The organism is Ruminococcus sp. AM31-15AC, from assembly GCF_003462045.1.
Taxonomy (GTDB): domain Bacteria; phylum Bacillota; class Clostridia; order Oscillospirales; family Ruminococcaceae; genus Hominimerdicola; species Hominimerdicola aceti.
Window position 1 is genome coordinate 35,898 of sequence record NZ_QTYG01000001.1, and the last position, 16,563, is coordinate 52,460.

Below are 16,563 nucleotides of genomic sequence, written 5' to 3' on the forward strand. Positions count from 1 at the left end.
CTTTTATTTATAAAAATACAAAAGTATCTCTCTCAGCAGCTTGCAGGCAAGTGCTGTTGAACGTCCTGTCTGATCGTAAACAGGGGAAAGCTCATTCACATCAAAGCCTACGATATTGAGCTTTGCAACTTCCTCCACTGCGAACATAAGCTCCTTAAAAGTAACTCCGCCTGCCTCTGGAGTACCTGTGCCGGGAAACTCTGAAGGATCAAGCACATCAAGGTCAAGTGTAAAGTAAACAGGCTTTCCCTGAAGTTTTTTTACTATGCTGTCAAGTCTGAAGAAGCCGAACTTCTCCATAAAAGTATGCTCTTTCGCAAACTTGAATTCGTCCCTGTCGCCGCTTCTGATGCCAAATTGATATATCTTTCCGTCGCCCACAATATCCCAGCATCTATGAAGCACGCAGGCGTGTGACTCTTTCACTCCAAGGTAATCGTCCCTCAGATCGGCATGAGCGTCAAAGTGAACGATATGCAGATCTGGATATTTCTCTGCCACAGCTCTAACCGCACCGAGAGTGACAAGGTGTTCGCCACCTATCATGCAAGGCACTTTGCCGTCGTCAAGTATTTCTGATGTACGGCTTTGGATATCCCTCAGTGCGCCCTCAGGATTGCCAAATGGCAGTTCAAGGTCGCCACTGTCGAACACATTCACTTCAAGGAGATCCTTATCTTGATATGGTGAATAAGTCTCAATGCCGAAGCTCTCATTGCGCATTGCAGAGCTTGCAAATCTTGTACCCGGTCTAAACGAAGTCGTGCTGTCATATGGTGCGCCGAAAAGGACTATCTTTGCGTCATCATATTCACAGTCACAGCCTATAAAGGTATGAACATTCTTTTCCATACTTCTCTCCTTTAGTCACAGTCCTCAAGTATATCAAGGACGTAATTCGGAAGTGCGAAACAGCCCTTGTGAAGTTCTGTGTTATAATATCTTGTCTTTATGCCGAATTTTTTCCACTCATCAGCTTAAGGTCATATATAGGGTGAAGATTTTTCGAAGCAAAGCCGAAAAGCCAATGACCCGACGGATAGGTAGGTATATGTGTCTGATAGACCATTGAAACTGGGAACGCACTGCCTATTCTTCTGTGTGTGCGCTTTACCATATCCACATAGGAATCATAATAAGTGCTTTCATGTTGGTTTATAAGTATTCCGCAGTCGGTGAGCGCCTTTGAGCAGTTGCCGTAAAATTCTTTTGTAAAAAGTCCCTCTCCCGGTCCAAACGGGTCGGTTGAATCAACTATAATAAGGTCATATTCATTTTCCTTGCGGCGAACGAATTTCAGACCGTCCTCAATATAGAGGGTAAGTCTAGGGTCGTCAAATGCACAGGCTGTCTGTGGAAGATACTCCTTGCACACATTTACTACCTGCTCATCTATCTCAACCATATCTATCTTTTCAATAGTGTTATATCTGCAAAGCTCACGGATAGTTCCGCCGTCGCCTGCACCAATAACAAGCACCTTTTTTATCTCAGGATTGACCGCCATAGGCACTGCCGTTACCATTTCATGATAGATGAACTCGTCCTTTTCGGTAAGCATTATAAAGCCGTCAAGCACCAATACCCTGCCGAACTCATATGTGTCAAAAACGTCTATTTCCTGATAATAGCTTTTTTTAGAATAAAGCTGTTTTTTTACACGAATGGTGAAATTAACATCGTCCGTATGTTTCTCAGTAAACCAAAGATCCATAAAATGTATCTCCTCTCTATGAATTTACCACTACGTTTATGTTGTTTATCTCAAGATCCTCCGTACCTGTAAGAAAACAGCCCTTTTCTTTACAGTATGCGATATAATTAAGTATGTCGGAAGTTATCTTCTCACCAGGGGCAAGAATAGGTATTCCCGGTGGATAGCACATAACAAACTCTCCGCATATCATACCGTTGCTTTCTTCTATAGGCACTGATTTTTTCTCGCTGTAGAAAGCTTGCTGCGGCGGTATCTCAACGATAGGATTGATATATTCGTGGTCAAACATTCCTGACGGGTCTTTTGAATAAAGCCTTTTAATTTCGGAAAGTGCGGATATAAAACGCTCTATCTCAAGCTCTCTATCTCCTGCGGAAACTATAGCAAGTATATTTCCGATATCACCGAACTCTATCTGAATGTCGTAATCGTCACGGAGAATGTCATAGACCTCAACGCCTGCCAGTCCCATGGCTCTTGTGTGAACGGAAAGCTTTGTGCTGTCAAATGCGAAAATATCGTCACCGTTTTCAAGCTCCCGACCGAAAGCGTAATAGCCGCCTATCTTATTTATCTCTTCCCTTGCATAATCGGCATAGTCAACTGCCTTTTTAAAAAGCTCCTTGCCGTTGAGCGCAAGATTTTTTCTTGCAAGGTCAAGGGATACCATAAGCAGATAAGAGCCGCTTGTGGTCTGAGTGAGGTTAATTATCTGTCTTACATAACCCTCTGAAACAGTGTCAGCACAAAGAAGGAGCGATGACTGTGTTAGGCTTCCTCCTGTTTTGTGTATTGATACTGCCGCCATATCCGCTCCTGCCGCCATTGCAGAGCAAGGCAGACCCTCACCAAAATAAAGGTGAGTGCCATGTGCTTCGTCCGCAAGCACCAACATACCATGCTCATGGGCAAGCTTGACGATGCTTTTTATATCAGAGCAAATTCCGTAATAAGTCGGGTTATTCACCAAAACAGCCTTTGCATCAGGATTTTCCTTGATAGCTTTTTCAACGTCCTTAACGGACATTCCAAGAGGTATTCCAAGCTGTTTGTTTGTGCCTGGGTTTACATAAACAGGTATAGCACCGCACACAACAAGTGCATTGATAGCACTTCTGTGAACGTTTCTCGGCATTATTATTTTATCTCCTGCCTTACAGCTTGTAAATATCATCGTCTGAACTGCGGCAGTTGTACCATTTACTATAAAGAAAGCGTGCTTTGCACCAAAAGCCTCAGCGGCAAGCATTTCAGCATCTTTTATCACAGAAACAGGGTGACAAAGGTTGTCAAGTGGCTTCATGGAGTTTACATCGCACTTCAGACAATCCACGCCCAAAAAGTCACGAAGCTCTTTATTCATTCTTCCGCCCTTGTGACCAGGTACGTCAAGACGCACCACTCTGTTCCTCATATGTTTTTTCAAAGCCTCATACACAGGTGCGTTATTCTGTGTTAAGTTCAAATCTATCACTACCTTATCAGTATATGTTCATGCCGCTGTATATCTCGATCATCTCACGGCGCAGACTATCTGTTATGTCAAGCCTTTGCTTCGGCGTAAGCTCATATACGTCCTGCTTGAAAAGATAATTCTGCAAGTCGATATCCTTAATGAGAAGCTTGGTATGGAAAATGTTTGACTGGTAAACATTGACGTCTATAGCGTCATATTTAGTCAGCGTATTTTTATCTATATAATCCTGAATAGAAGTTATCTTATGGTCAATAAAAAACTTCTTTCCCAAAACATCTCGGGTAAAGCCTCTTACTCGGTAGTCAATAGTGATAATATCAGAGTCAAAGCTGCTGATAAGATAATTCAGTGCGTTTAGCGGAGAAATAGTTCCGCAGGTAGAAACATCTATATCCACTCGGAATGTGGAAATGGAGTTGTCCGGGTGATACTCAGGAAATGTGTGAACAGTTACATGGCTTTTGTCAAGGTGAGCGTGTATCATTTCAGGCACATCGCCACCTATTTTTCCTTGATTGCACGAAGGGTCGATACTGTCCTCATCGAGGGCTTTTTCAGCAATAAGCACGTTCACAGACGCACCCTGCGGCTCATAATCCTGTTTTGATATATTAAGTATCCTTGCGCCTATCATCTCAGTAACATCGCAAAGAATTTTCGTAAGTCTTTCTGAATTATACTGCTCGTCAATATAAGCAATATATTCCTTTTGTTCTCTTTCAGTTTTGGCATAACATACATCATATATGTTAAAGCTAAGGGTCTTGGTTAGATTATTAAAACCATACAAAGAAAGCTTCTGCTCCAACCCTAACATCACCCGTCCTTTCGGATAAAATAATCAGCCTATCAAGACTAAAATTATAGACTTGTTTTCATTATACCACATCTCGATCAAAAAGTACATAGTTTTACGCACTTTTTTCATATTTTTTTATTAAGCATGGCATAAGTGCGGCAATAAAATAAAAAAGGTTGAAATCAAGAAGAAAATAGTGTATAATAAGTTCTGATAATTGTTACAGGAGAAATATACAATGTTATTGAATGTTGAACATCTTTACAAATATTTCAATGGGCAGGCACTGCTCAAGGATATAAATTTCACAGTTGAGGACAGAGAAGCCGTTGGTCTTATCGGCGTGAACGGCTGCGGAAAGTCTACCCTGCTTAATATCATTACAGGCAGTGAGGGCTATGACAAGACCCCCGAAGGACTAGGCTCTGTGAATATCGCAGGCAAGGCTTCCATTGGCTTTTTAAAGCAGAACAGCGGACTTAATTCTGAACTTACCATAGGTGAGGAAATGAAGAACGCTTTCGCTCCCCTCCTTGAAACACTGGATAAAATGAAAGTCCTTGAAAAGAAAATGGCAGATGGCGGAGATATTGACAGTATAAGCCACGAATATGCCGAGCTTTCTTCATACTTTGAGGCTCGGGACGGATATAGGATAGATGTAAAAATAAAGCAGGTGCTTAACGGCATGGGCTTTGGCTCAACACCTACAGACAGAGTAATCTCTACCCTTTCAGGCGGTGAAAAAACACGTCTTGCACTGGCTAAGCTTCTTCTTGAAGAGCCTAATCTGCTTATACTTGACGAGCCTACCAACCACCTTGATTTTGAAACGCTCATGTGGTTAGAGGACTATCTCAAAGGCTACAAGGGTGCAATAATCATTGTTTCACACGACAGATATTTTCTAAACAAGGTCTGTACGAGAATATGCGAGATAGAACAAGGCAGGCTCACATCATATCGAGGGGACTATTCCTCCTATCTTGTGCAAAAGAAAATGAACTCAGAGCGTCAGCTCAAAGAATATGAGGCACAGCAAAAAGAGATAGCAAAGCTTGAGGACTATGTGGCGAAAAATCTCGTTAGGGCTTCAACCTCAAAAATGGCGAAGTCAAGACAGCATATGCTTGACCGTATCGAGCGAATCGACAAACCGCTTATGTACTCAAAGCCGCCAAAGATAAAGCTTGAATATGATATTGAGCCAACAAAGGATATTGTGCGAGTTGTTGACTGTCCGCTGGTTGTTGGCGAGGGTGCTGACAAAAAGGAGCTTATAAAGTCACTTACCATGAACGTTCGCCGTGGAGAGCACGTTGCTATAATCGGTGCGAACGGTATCGGAAAAACTTCCATACTGAAACTTATCCAAGGTATTATCCCACACGAGGGTGGGAATATAAGCTGGGGTGGAAACGTGAAGATATCCTATTTTGAACAGGAACACGCTATACTTGATCCCCATAAGACAGTGCTTGAAGAAATAATGGATCGCTATCCAAGATTATCAGAACAACAAGCAAGAAGCGTACTAGGTGCAGTTCTGCTTACTGGTGAGAATGTGTTCAAGCCTATTTCTGTTCTCAGCGGTGGCGAAAGGGCGAAGCTTTGCTTTGCCATAATGGCTCTCAATCGTGGAAATGTACTTGTGCTTGACGAGCCTACAAACCACCTTGACCTAAGCACAAAAGAAGTGCTGGAGGACGCTTTGGCAGAGTTTGGTGGAACGATAATCCTTGTATCTCATGACAGATATCTACTCAACAAGGTAGCAAGCAGGATAATAGAGATAAAGCATGATGAGGTGAACTCATACGAGGGCAACTTTGACGCATACAGCGAAGCGGTGAACGCTGCCCGTCAGCTCAAGATGCAGAGCGAAGCAGAGATAAAGCGGGCTGAAGAGGAAAAAGCGTACAAAGAAAACAAAGCAAGACAATATCGCAGTAAGGAACAGCGTGCCGCTGACGCTCAAAAACGCAACCGCATAAGAGAACTTGAAAAGGAGATCGAAGACACAGAAGTTCTGATATTTGAACTTGAAAATGCCATATCTGACCCTGAGATAGCTTCTGACTACAGCAAAATGAGCGAGAAATGCAAAGAGCTTGAAGAAGCTAAAACCGCCCTTGACCAGAAGATGGACGAGTGGGCTGAGCTTTCCGACCAGCTTTCATAAACAAATTTTCACAGAAACCACCCCTTATGAGTATAATGATACAGCACAGACTGACATTATACATAAGGGGTGTTTGTTTTGGAGATAAAAAGGCTGTCAGAGTATGAAATAAAAGCTATTCTCAACGAAAAGGATATGCGGATAATGAATATATCCTTTGAAGATTTGAGAAAAGCAACAAAAGAAGCAAAGATTTTTTATCTGAACTCATGTTTATACTCAAGGAGACAGGACTTATAAAAATATCCGAAGGAAATATTGAAGTTGATGTTGCTTTGACAAGTGAAGAAACAATAAACATATATTTTATACTACCTAAAAACGACAATCATCACACCACTGAACTTGCCATAATCAGCTACGATCCAAACGAGCTAATATCAAAAGCTACTGAAATACACAAAAAATACTCCGAAAAGATTATAAAAAGCAGTCTGTATCAGCTTCCTAGTGGTCATGCTCTAATCTTCACCATAGGATATGCACGCTCAACAGTTGCGAAAAAAGCTTTACTGAAAAGCTGTGCTACTGACAACGTGATTATAAACAAAATAAAGGAGTACAGCCCATTATTGAGCAGTACTCCTTTTGAAAAACTAAACTATTTCTCTTAGAAGCTTAACAGCCTCTGGCATATCGTTTGCCTTAAACGCATATGTTCCCGTTACTAAAGTGTCTGCACCCGACTCTTTAAGCAAACCGGCAGTTTCGAGATTTACGCCACCGTCAACCTGAAGTCTGATATCCCTTTCCGTCTGGTCAATTAGATATCTCACTTCGCTTATTTTTTCAAGAGTGTCAGGAATAAACTTTTGGCCGCCAAAACCTGGGTTTACTGTCATAACGAGTACCATATCAACAGATTTAAGAAATGGCTGGATCGCACTTACAGGTGTTGCAGGCTTAATGGAGATTCCTGCCTTTATCCCCCTCGAATGTATTTTGTCAATAACAGCTTGCGGATCATCAGCCGCCTCATAATGAAAAGTTATAAGGTCAGCTCCAAGATCTGCGTAGTTATCAATATATCTGATAGGATCACAAATCATGAGATGAACGTCTACTGGAACAGTTATGCTTTTGCCCACACTTTTCAAAAGCGGTTCGCCAAAACTTATATTTCTCACAAACATTCCGTCCATGACATCATAATGAATCCAGTCAACACCAGCGTCCTCAGCACGCTTTATCTCGAACGCAAGGTTTGAAAAGTCGCAGGCAAGCAGCGACGCAGAAACGATAATATCCAATTGAAAACCTCCGTTAATTCAATATTTTCCCACTTAATATTGTCCTATAATTTCAATTTCTATTATACAACACCACTGAGGCATTGTCAAGCTTGTTCGTCAAGAGTTAATGTATAAGCTGGAATAAATTCATCAAGAAAAACATTTGCTTCTGGAATATTCATTGCGACAATAGATTCAAGTGTAGATTTTTCAGCTGATGCAAAATCAGTATTTCCCATTTGTCTTTCTTCAAGGCACTTTATAAGTGCAGAAAGCTTATCAGCCGCTTTAACAAGAGTCCATGCTTCTTCTTCCTGTGGAGTTTTACAGAAAAGCGGCTCAAAGTCCTCTTTCAGATCATCAGGAAGATAAGACACCAGAGTATTTTTGGCTTTCTGCTCGATCTCATCATATGCGCCCTTTATCTCATGGCTGTAATATTTTATAGGCGTAGGCAAGTCACCTGTGATTATCTCGGTGACATCATGATACATAGCAAGCAGCGCACATCTCTCAGGAGAAACGTTTCCGCCAAATCGCTTATTTCGGATAAGTGCAAGCACATGTGCGATAAAAGCAACTTCAAGGGAATGCTCGCTAATATTCTCATTGATCGTGTTTCGCATAAGTGCCCAACGATTTATATATTTCATACGGGATATCACTGCAAAAAATTTACTTTCTGACATATCAACACTCCTAAACTATACACAAAAATCGGGACGATGCTTTTCATCGTCCCGAAAAATTTCTGATCTTATCTTACAATTGTAAGAAGAACACCAGCAGCAACGGCTGAACCGATAACGCCGGCAACATTAGGACCCATAGCGTGCATCAACAGATAGTTTGTAGGAACTTCCTGCTGACCGACCTTCTGAGAGATACGAGCCGCCATTGGAACGGCAGATACACCTGCTGAACCGATAAGAGGATTGATCTTGTGACCAGAAAGAACATACATAAGCTTACCAAGAAGTACGCCGCAGGCTGTACCAAGCGAGAATGCCACAACGCCAAGTGCCATAACTTCTGCAAACTGAATATTCATGATCTTATCTGCCTGTGTTGTTGCACCAACTGTTACGCCAAGGAAGATAGTGATGATGTTCATAAGCTCATTCTGAGCAGTCTTAACAAGTCTGTCGCAGACGCCACTCTCTTTAAGAAGGTTACCAAACATGAGCATACCAACCAGTGGAGCTGCTGAAGGAACCATGAGTGAGATAACGATAGTTACGAGGATAGGGAAAATAAGCTTTTCTACCTTAGAAACAGGTCTTAGCTGACCCATTACTACTGAACGCTCTTTCTTTGTTGTAAGAGCCTTCATGATAGGCGGCTGGATAATAGGAACAAGAGCCATGTATGTATAGGCTGCAAGTGCAATAGTACCAACGCCGATATTACTGTTTGAGGTAAGAAGTCTTGAAGATACATAGATAGATGTAGGGCCATCAGCACCGCCGATGATAGCGATAGAACCGCACTCAGCAGCACTCATGCCGAAGAGAGCCGCACCGATGAATGTAAAGAAGATACCGCCCTGTGCAGCAGCACCCATAAGAAAGCTCTTAGGGCTTGCGATCAGCGGACCAAAGTCTGTCATAGCACCGATTCCAAGGAATATGAGTGGTGGATAGATCTGAAGCTTAACGCCCATATAAAGAATATCCAACAGACCACCCTTTTGAAGTATCTGACCGTAATCTATATAGTGGTCATTGCCTGCAACCGTTTTATAGTTCCAGAAATCAGGATGATACATCTCAGCGTATGGCAGGTTTGTAAGCAGCATACCGAATGAGATAGGCAAAAGCAGAAGTGGCTCAAAGCCCTTTGCAATAGCCAGATACATAAATACGAATGAAATAAGTATCATTACGATATTTTTCCAGCCGCCGTCTACGAGGAAACCCGCAAAACCCGACTGTGACGCCAAAGACGCCATGGTATCAAGAAATGAATTAATTATTGACATCTATTATCACGTTCCTTTCACGTCAACTGCACTAAAATGGTCTTGTATTGTCTATTATGCCTGCGGTAGACCATGCAGGTCTTTGAGGCTTGGCAGTTTTAACGCTCTTAAGAACGAGCTTCTTGCCCTCTGCACTGCTCATAGCCGAAATTGCGGCCATGATAACAGCAACTGTTTCTTCTTCAATGCCGTCTTCTACAACAGGAGCAGCAGCCTTTATTGGCTCTGGCTTAGCAACAGCCTTTGCAGCTTCAGCAGCTTTTTTTGCCTCTTCAGCCTTTCTTGCAGCTCTGCTGTTGATAACGTCAAATATCTTGCCGTATATCGACACAAGCAGAATAAGCAGAACAAGTCCGATAAATACCACAACTATACCCGTGATAACGACAGAGGCAACAGTTCCAGCACCCAGATCTTTTTGGTCTGGACTGATCGTACTCTTTGCCGCAACCATCTGAGCTGCAGTGTTAAGAAAATTGATCATAAAAATTCTCCTTACTGTAAGTATAATAAAACTTAATATTATTATACACCAAAGCCACACAAATAGCAAGACTTTTTCCCACATTTTTTTCACAAAATTATCTCCAAGTCAACACCTATTTTTGTTATGATTTCTGATAAAAGTGCATAAATACGCAAAAAAACTTATATTTTAGGCACACTTGCAAATATCATGTTAAGATGTTATAATATCTTTACATAATAATGTTACGGAGATGATTTTTTGTCTGACAAATTTTTGAATTGGCTTGAGGAATTTACACCACATCTTATAGCGGCGGCTGTTATTTTTCTTTTAGGAATACTTCTTGACAAGCTTGTTTTGAAGGTCATGCACAAAGGTTTGAGCATGCGTCGAACAGACGTGACTATACATAAATTTCTCACATCTGTGGTACACACTGTATTGCTTATTATAATAATAGTAATGGCACTTTCTGCACTTCAAGTACCTATGTCATCAATAGTCGCAACTATCGGTGCAGCAGGTCTTGCTATCGGTCTTGCTCTTCAAAACAGTCTTTCAAACGTCGCAGGCGGCTTTATCATACTTTTTTCAAAGCCTTTTAAATGCGGTGATTATGTAAAAATAGGCGACTCAGAGGGAACTGTTGACGCTATCTCTATACTTTACACCACCCTAAAGACCCTTGAGAATAAGATGATATTTATACCAAACGGAGTTGTTTCACAATCAACTATTACAAATATAACTGCTGACGACAAACGTCGCCTTGAACTGAAATTCTCTATCAGCTACAATGACGACCACAACAAGGCAATGGCTATTCTTAGAGAAATGCTCAATGATGAGCCAAGGGTAATAAACGAGCCTGACAAGCCGCTTGTGGCTGTCTGCGAGCATGGCGCAAGCGCTATAATCCTTATCATGCGTGTATGGATACCGACCGATGCTTACTGGGAGATACGATACAAATTTCTCAAAGAGGCAAAGGAACGCTTTGACGCAAACGGCATTTCCATACCATTCGACCAACTTGACGTACATATATCAAAATAACAAAAGTCCGCAGACGAGCATCTGCGGACTTTTTACCTCATATCTTCCCTGTTCTTATATAAAAATCTGTTCACATCAATACTGTCTGCAATTGGCAGCTTGGTTTTGTCACAGTATGTTTTTTCAAGACTTTCAAGCTTCTCTGCTATTCTAAGCTGACCGTCAAGCGCACTTTTTATACACTCCGCAAAAGGACTTCCGCATAGATCACTGTAGGTCTGACAAAACTCCTTTGAATACGCCTTGACAAAAAATCTTGCTTCTTTTATTATATTTCCGTCAGTTACCATTGTTATCCTCCAAACTTGTGAGCAACCCTGAACGCTGATTTTTCAAAGCCGCTGTAAGCTTTTGCATATCTTCCTTTAGCTGCGGCTCTTTTATCTCACTCACATAATGCTCAAACCTGTCTATCATGCAGTTTTCAGACACGATAAGTCTTTTTATCGCTGCAAACTGTTCCTCAGTTATCATAAAGACCGCCTCCCGATATTATTATACCGAAGGCGGCCTGTTTTATTCTTTGTGTTTTTCATCGAGCAAGGTGGTGGCGATAGCTGCACAAAAGACGTTTTTTGCACCCATATTCTTTAGCAGTCCGCTGCACACGTTAAGCGTTGAACCTGTTGTGTAAACATCATCAAATAGCAGTATATTTTTGCCTTTTATGTCTGCATGGTCAGGCAGTGAGAAATATATCTCCTCTGCGTGCGTTTTACGCTCGGCGGCTGTGAGAGTATGCTGTTCTGCGGTATCCCTTGTCCGTCCAAGCAGACGATGATCTTCTCTTATCCCAAGCTCCATAGCCGTAAAGTGTGCAAGCTTTTGTGCCTGATCATATCCCCTTTTACGGCGTTTTGATCTGTGCATTGGCACTGATGTGATGATATCCGCCTGCTGTGAGATACCATTTTCTCTTAGCACATTACCCAGAAACTTCGCAGAATATTCTGCAAAATTAAGCTGTCTGTCGTCTTTAAGCTGATGTATTGCTTTCACGCAGATATCCTCATATCTCATAAGAGTATAAATGCTATCAAAATGTAGTGAATCATGATCCAGGCACTTATCCTTGCCGCACTTTTCACACAATATTTTTTTATGAAAAGGCAGCTTACATTCACAATTTTTGCACAAAAGCTCGTCCCATTTTATAAAACTTCCACATATAGGACAACGATTAGGATAAACAAAATCAAGCAGAAATTTATATATCAAGCGTCTGCTGACCACTGTCATCACCCTCTACAAGCTCCATTAGCATATTTTTAAGCGCAGTATACCTCAAAGTGCGTTTATTATTATCTATCATAAAATCAACACGCTTTTTCGAGCCAACTATTATAAGCATTCTTTTGGCTCTTGTCACAGCTGTATAAAGCAGATTTCTGTAATAAAGCTTGTCAAATCCACCGAATACAGTGAGAATGACAACATCAAACTCAGAACCTTGGCTTTTATGCACTGTTATGGCATAGGCAAGCTCCAGATTATCCAGCATTTGCTTGTCATAGACAGCTATTCTGCCCTCAAAATCTATAGTCACAGTTTTAGTATCTTGTTCACTGCAATTATTATGCCTATATCGCCGTTAAAAATGCCTGCGCCACTTTCGGTCTTGTCCTCGGTTATATACTTTTTCCAAAGAATTTCATAATCATTCTTGGTCTGCATGACCTTGTCACCTTTTCTGAAAGTATAAACAGGGGTCTTGACCTCTGATTTTCCTGCGGCAGGAGGATTAAGCTCCTGCTGTAGACGCTTGTTTAGCTCCACAGTACCCGCAGGACCTTTACGTGTAGGCGAAAGCACCTGAATGTCGTCTATGGGCGAGTAATCGTAGGCTTTTGGCAGCCTTGTTTTGCAAAGCTCCACCACAAGATCCTGAAGTTCTCCATATTCAAGCCGTTGCATAAAAAAGAAATCCTTATCCTTGCTGGCTAGGTCGATATGCTCGCCGTTTACTATCTTATGGGCGTTCATAACAATCTCAGACTCCTGTGCCTGTCTGAAAATCTCTTTTAGTGTTACAACAGACATTACTCCGCTGTCAATAATATCCTTTAACACATTTCCTGCACCTACTGACGGAAGCTGATCGCTGTCCCCCACCAGAACGAGCTTGCAGGTAACGCTTATGGCTCTCAAAACGGCTTCAAAAAGGCAGGAATCCACCATGGACATCTCGTCGATTATCAAAGCGTCACAATCGAGAAGATTGTTTTCATCATGTATAAACGCAAGTGTGTCACCGCTTGTATGCTTCACTTCAAGAAGCCTATGGATAGTTTTTGCGTCAAATCCCGTAAGGTCAGAAAGCCTTTTGGCGGCTCTGCCTGTTGGTGCACATATCATAACGTTAAGCCCTTGCTGCTGATAAAGAGAAATTATAGCGTTGAGCGTTGTGGTCTTTCCTGTACCCGGTCCTCCCGTCAGCACAAGAAAACCCTTTGACAGTGCAAGATTTATGGCTTCACGCTGTATTTTTTCATATTGTATGCCATTATTTTCCTCTTCAAGATCAATTACTTCGGAAAAATCTATCTTATTGTCATAAGAGATCTGCCTCATTATGGCAAGTCGCCTTGCTATGTAGTCCTCAGCTTTGTAAAAATCTGCAAGCATAACAAAACGTCTGCCATGCTTATCGTAATAGTAGAGGTTTTCCTCCTCAGTTTCATGCTCGATTACTTTTTTTATAAGCTTTTCATCAACATCAAGATAACTCACCGCTGTTTTCACAAGACTGTCTAAAGGCAGGCAGGTATGACCTTGGTCAGCGTTTTGTCTTAGGATATATGTAATACCTGCCTTTATCCTGCACTCGCTGTCAGCAGGGATATCAGACTTTGCCGCAACTGCGTCCGCACGGGAAAATGACAGATCGACGCCCTGAATACAAAGCACATAAGGGTTTGATTTTATAATCTGCTCGGCAGTGTTGCCCCAACGCTTCCACGCCTTTATGCCATAAGAAGTTTCTATCTCGAATTTGTTAAGATATGACATAAGAGACCTTGCGGCAAAAGTGGTTTTGAACTCCTGAGATATTTTTTCCGCTTTTTTCACTGTTATCCCGTCTATCTCCGTGAGCCTGTCGGGAGTATTTTCTATTATGTCAAGGGTATCGTCCCCGAACTTGTTCACAAGCTTTTTTGCAAGTACAGGTCCTACGCCTGATATAGCACCGCTTGCAAGATAACGCTGGATCGCCGCAGAGGTAGTAGGCAAAGAACGCTCAAAGATATGAACCTTGAACTGCTCGCCGAACTTCTGATGTGAAGTGAACTCCCCTGTTACAACGAGATCTTCGCCCTCCTCAACGTCACCCATTTCGCCAACAACTGTGACAAGGTCATTGTCACAGTTAAGCATAAGCACACAGAAGCCTGTGTCCTCACTTTTAAATATTATGCTGTCAACCTCACCCTTGAGGGTCTTTAAATCTTCCATATTATTCTCCGAATGATCTATTTTTCATGGCATTTCAGCTCTCTGCGCTTGATAAAATCTGCAAGTTCAGTTATATCAACACAGTGAACGATGCTATAGTCCTGTTCCAAACGTTTTGAAACATAATTTATCTCGCTTTTGTCAAGCTGAACGAGGATTATTTCTCTTCCATAATATTCAGGCTGAAAAAACTCCTCCCAATAACAGCTTTTAACCATATGTTCAAGCTCATGTGTATTCTTTTTGCATGGGATAAGCAAATATCCTCCACGCTTGCCAACATTTCGCACCTTATACCATTTCACCCAAAACCAAATAACGACCGCCAGCACAAGAGCCAGAAGAAGTATAAGATTCAACACAAGATCACCTCCACATATTATTAGTACATTTTATGCGGAAAGCAGATTTTGTGTCATATGATTCATTTTACACCTTTTTGACGAAAAAAGCAAGATTTTTATGCAAAACAAAAAAGCTGCCCCGAAGGACAGCTTGAATTATTTACTTTATCTCAACTGAAGCAGCCCAATCCTTGAACTTATCTTCATACTTTGACTTATTTTTCTGCTCGCAGAGAAAATCAAAAATGTAGTAGCCACCGTTGCCCTCTGTTATAGAACTCATGCCGTAATAATGTTTATCTCCTATGCTCTGGGTATAATAAATATATTTTGAATCCCTGCCTGTTATTTTTAAAGTAGTTGTGCCGTTTTCAAGAAAAAAATCAAAGATATCAGAAGCAGATTCACCCTTGCCATAGCCGTAAAGTGCCAAATCAGAATATGAAAGCTTAACAGCGTTTATGCCCACCTCGTTGTTGGAGAAGTTATCAAGGGCATACAGATTTGTACTGCTGGATTTCTCAATATCCGCAGGAGCGGTCATTGTATATCCCGTACCCTGCAATGTTTTTGTAGCTGTGTTTTTGTAAAAATATCTCACGCCGAAAGCCACCAAGAACGCAAGGATAAACACAAGAACTGACATCAAGGGCTTTGGTATACCCTTTTTAGCAGATGTAACCGGCGCTATCTTATAAGGCTCATATGCACTGCCATAAGGCGTCTGAGCATTGCCATTCTGCGGAGGCGGATAACTCTGCTGAGCGTAGCCGTTCTGTGGCTGACCATAAGATTGCTGACCCTGAGCATAATTCTGCTGAGGTACTGCATTCACAGGTTGTGTTCCTGTTGTGTTACGCTTGCCAAAGCCAACATTCTCACCAAGGTTTGATGTGTCGATAGAATCCATATAACCGCTTGTTTCAGACTTCACAGCCGACCCACAATTAGGACAAAAAGCGTCAGTATCACTGATCTTTGCCGAACAAATAGGACATTTCATATTCTTTTCTCCCTCATATAATTTATGCTTTTATTCTAACATATGCTGTTTATTATGTCAATAATTTAACAAATCGTTTTTATAAATTTTGTATTAATTGATATGGATAGTGCTTGCCCACTTTTCAAATTTCGGGTCATAGAAATCCTTTTCATCAGCCTTACAGCCAAAAACAAACCAATAATATTTATAACCTGACTTTTTGCATATAGCATAGTTATAAACTTCGTCGCCCGTTTTTGCACGATAGGTCATTTTAAGCTTGTTACCACTAGCATACACTTCTTTATAGCTACTTCCAAACTGACTTTTTAAATTGCCTTTCATGTAGGTAATAAACAGCTCCTCAGTAAGAATGTCCGTTGTTTCGCCTGCTAGCGAAGAGTAATCGAGTATCATATACTGAAAATCAGTGTCGATATTTGCATACTTGCCGTTGGCTTTTACTGTTCCGTCACTGCTCTGAGCCGCATAATCTGTTGTGGTTGCCTTTTCAAGTGACCTTGGCAGTTCAACGCTAAAGTTCTCCTCTCTAATGGTATGGGTTGAAACATTGCGATAGTACCAATATCCAAAACCGATAGCTGCGCCCACAAACAATGCCAGCAAAAGGATAAGCACCTTTTTGCCTATAGACATATCCTTTTTGACCGCTCTGACACTGCTGTTAAGACCATTGTCGAAGCTGTTGTTAAAACTGTTGTTGCAGTTATTGCCATACCTCGGCTGAGCCGAATTTACCCCTGTCATTTCAATAACTCTTGTGCCACAATTCTGACAGCAAACGCTGTTAGGCAGAATATCGCACCCGCATACTGTACATCTCATAAAGATACCCCCTATAAAAATT

General features: G+C 41.5%; 18 protein-coding genes and 2 pseudogenes. 3 read left to right on the forward strand and 17 right to left on the reverse strand.

Features of this window, described 5'->3' with window-relative positions; translation table 11 throughout:
- Positions 1 to 3 precede the first annotated feature (3 nt).
- The 4 genes and pseudogenes from speB to speD form a co-directional block, all read right to left on the reverse strand.
- On the reverse strand, positions 4 to 852 hold the full coding sequence (gene speB / locus DW793_RS00185; protein ID WP_118156727.1) for an agmatinase: 849 nt from the start codon (positions 850 to 852) through the stop codon (positions 4 to 6).
- Between the two features lie 11 nt (positions 853 to 863).
- Positions 864 to 1,714, reverse strand: a pseudogene (gene speE, locus DW793_RS00190) (polyamine aminopropyltransferase).
- Between the two features lie 16 nt (positions 1,715 to 1,730).
- Positions 1,731 to 3,182 carry an aminotransferase class I/II-fold pyridoxal phosphate-dependent enzyme gene (locus tag DW793_RS00195; protein WP_038671728.1) on the reverse strand — a complete coding sequence of 484 codons (1,452 nt, stop codon included), beginning with the start codon at positions 3,180 to 3,182 and terminating at the stop codon, positions 1,731 to 1,733.
- Between the two features lie 16 nt (positions 3,183 to 3,198).
- A complete protein-coding gene (gene speD / locus DW793_RS00200) occupies positions 3,199 to 4,014 on the reverse strand; it encodes an adenosylmethionine decarboxylase (RefSeq protein WP_171028812.1) in 816 nt (271 codons plus the stop codon).
- A 217-nt stretch (positions 4,015 to 4,231) separates the two neighbouring features.
- Between speD and DW793_RS00205 the strand changes: the two genes are divergently transcribed.
- Together DW793_RS00205 and DW793_RS00210 are read left to right on the forward strand one after the other, a co-directional pair.
- Positions 4,232 to 6,175, forward strand: a complete 1,944-nt coding sequence (locus DW793_RS00205) for an ABC-F family ATP-binding cassette domain-containing protein (protein ID WP_118156728.1) — start codon at positions 4,232 to 4,234, stop codon at positions 6,173 to 6,175.
- Positions 6,176 to 6,384: 209 nt separating this feature from the next.
- The gene (locus tag DW793_RS00210; RefSeq protein WP_118156729.1) at positions 6,385 to 6,789 is read left to right on the forward strand and encodes a hypothetical protein; all 405 of its coding nucleotides are present in this window, start codon (positions 6,385 to 6,387) and stop codon (positions 6,787 to 6,789) included.
- Here the strand turns inward: DW793_RS00210 and rpe are convergent.
- The 4 genes from rpe to DW793_RS00230 all read right to left on the reverse strand — a co-directional run bounded on the left by rpe (position 6,772) and on the right by DW793_RS00230 (position 9,872).
- On the reverse strand, positions 6,772 to 7,425 hold the full coding sequence (rpe, locus tag DW793_RS00215) for a ribulose-phosphate 3-epimerase (protein ID WP_022286755.1): 654 nt from the start codon (positions 7,423 to 7,425) through the stop codon (positions 6,772 to 6,774). The two genes, DW793_RS00210 and rpe, sit on opposite strands and share 18 nt — an antisense overlap.
- An 86-nt stretch (positions 7,426 to 7,511) precedes the next feature.
- A complete protein-coding gene (gene yfbR / locus DW793_RS00220; RefSeq protein WP_038671721.1) occupies positions 7,512 to 8,096 on the reverse strand; it encodes a 5'-deoxynucleotidase in 585 nt (194 codons plus the stop codon).
- 68 nt (positions 8,097 to 8,164) lie between these two features.
- Entirely contained in the window at positions 8,165 to 9,388 is a 1,224-nt protein-coding gene (locus DW793_RS00225; RefSeq protein ID WP_117876119.1) for a sodium ion-translocating decarboxylase subunit beta, read from the reverse strand.
- Positions 9,389 to 9,419: 31 nt separating this feature from the next.
- The gene (locus DW793_RS00230; protein WP_117856387.1) at positions 9,420 to 9,872 is read right to left on the reverse strand and encodes an OadG family transporter subunit; all 453 of its coding nucleotides are present in this window, start codon (positions 9,870 to 9,872) and stop codon (positions 9,420 to 9,422) included.
- A gap of 243 nt (positions 9,873 to 10,115) precedes the next feature.
- Here DW793_RS00230 and DW793_RS00235 point away from each other — a divergent pair, with 243 nt between their 5' ends.
- Positions 10,116 to 10,913: a mechanosensitive ion channel family protein gene (locus tag DW793_RS00235; RefSeq protein WP_117938597.1), complete on the forward strand. Its 798-nt coding sequence runs from the start codon at positions 10,116 to 10,118 to the stop codon at positions 10,911 to 10,913.
- 32 nt (positions 10,914 to 10,945) lie between these two features.
- Here DW793_RS00235 and DW793_RS00240 read toward each other — a convergent pair whose 3' ends face one another.
- The 9 genes and pseudogenes from DW793_RS00240 to DW793_RS00270 form a co-directional block, all read right to left on the reverse strand.
- Entirely contained in the window at positions 10,946 to 11,203 is a 258-nt protein-coding gene (locus tag DW793_RS00240) for a hypothetical protein (RefSeq protein ID WP_022286750.1), read from the reverse strand.
- A complete protein-coding gene (locus DW793_RS00245) occupies positions 11,193 to 11,387 on the reverse strand; it encodes a hypothetical protein (RefSeq protein ID WP_022286749.1) in 195 nt (64 codons plus the stop codon). Before DW793_RS00245 ends, DW793_RS00240 begins: the two co-directional genes overlap by 11 nt.
- Positions 11,388 to 11,429: 42 nt before the next feature.
- Entirely contained in the window at positions 11,430 to 11,912 is a 483-nt protein-coding gene (locus tag DW793_RS00250; protein ID WP_181983415.1) for a ComF family protein, read from the reverse strand.
- An 81-nt stretch (positions 11,913 to 11,993) separates the two neighbouring features.
- Positions 11,994 to 12,152: pseudogene (locus DW793_RS15755) on the reverse strand (double zinc ribbon domain-containing protein); the annotation flags it as partial.
- Positions 12,121 to 12,459, reverse strand: coding sequence for an ATP-binding domain-containing protein (locus DW793_RS14930; RefSeq protein ID WP_252969579.1), 339 nt, complete (start codon positions 12,457 to 12,459; stop codon positions 12,121 to 12,123). The gene DW793_RS14930 and the pseudogene DW793_RS15755, both read right to left, overlap by 32 nt.
- A complete protein-coding gene (locus DW793_RS00255) occupies positions 12,456 to 14,366 on the reverse strand; it encodes an SF1B family DNA helicase RecD2 (RefSeq protein ID WP_252969580.1) in 1,911 nt (636 codons plus the stop codon). The genes DW793_RS14930 and DW793_RS00255 overlap by 4 nt, the downstream gene beginning before the upstream one ends.
- A 17-nt stretch (positions 14,367 to 14,383) precedes the next feature.
- Positions 14,384 to 14,728: a hypothetical protein gene (locus DW793_RS00260; RefSeq protein ID WP_117876122.1), complete on the reverse strand. Its 345-nt coding sequence runs from the start codon at positions 14,726 to 14,728 to the stop codon at positions 14,384 to 14,386.
- 142 nt (positions 14,729 to 14,870) lie between these two features.
- Positions 14,871 to 15,713 (reverse strand): zinc ribbon domain-containing protein, encoded by an 843-nt coding sequence (locus DW793_RS00265; RefSeq protein WP_118156731.1) that lies wholly within the window; start codon positions 15,711 to 15,713, stop codon positions 14,871 to 14,873.
- 93 nt (positions 15,714 to 15,806) lie between these two features.
- Positions 15,807 to 16,541, reverse strand: coding sequence for a hypothetical protein (locus DW793_RS00270; protein WP_118156732.1), 735 nt, complete (start codon positions 16,539 to 16,541; stop codon positions 15,807 to 15,809).
- Between the last annotated feature and the right edge of the window lie 22 nt (positions 16,542 to 16,563).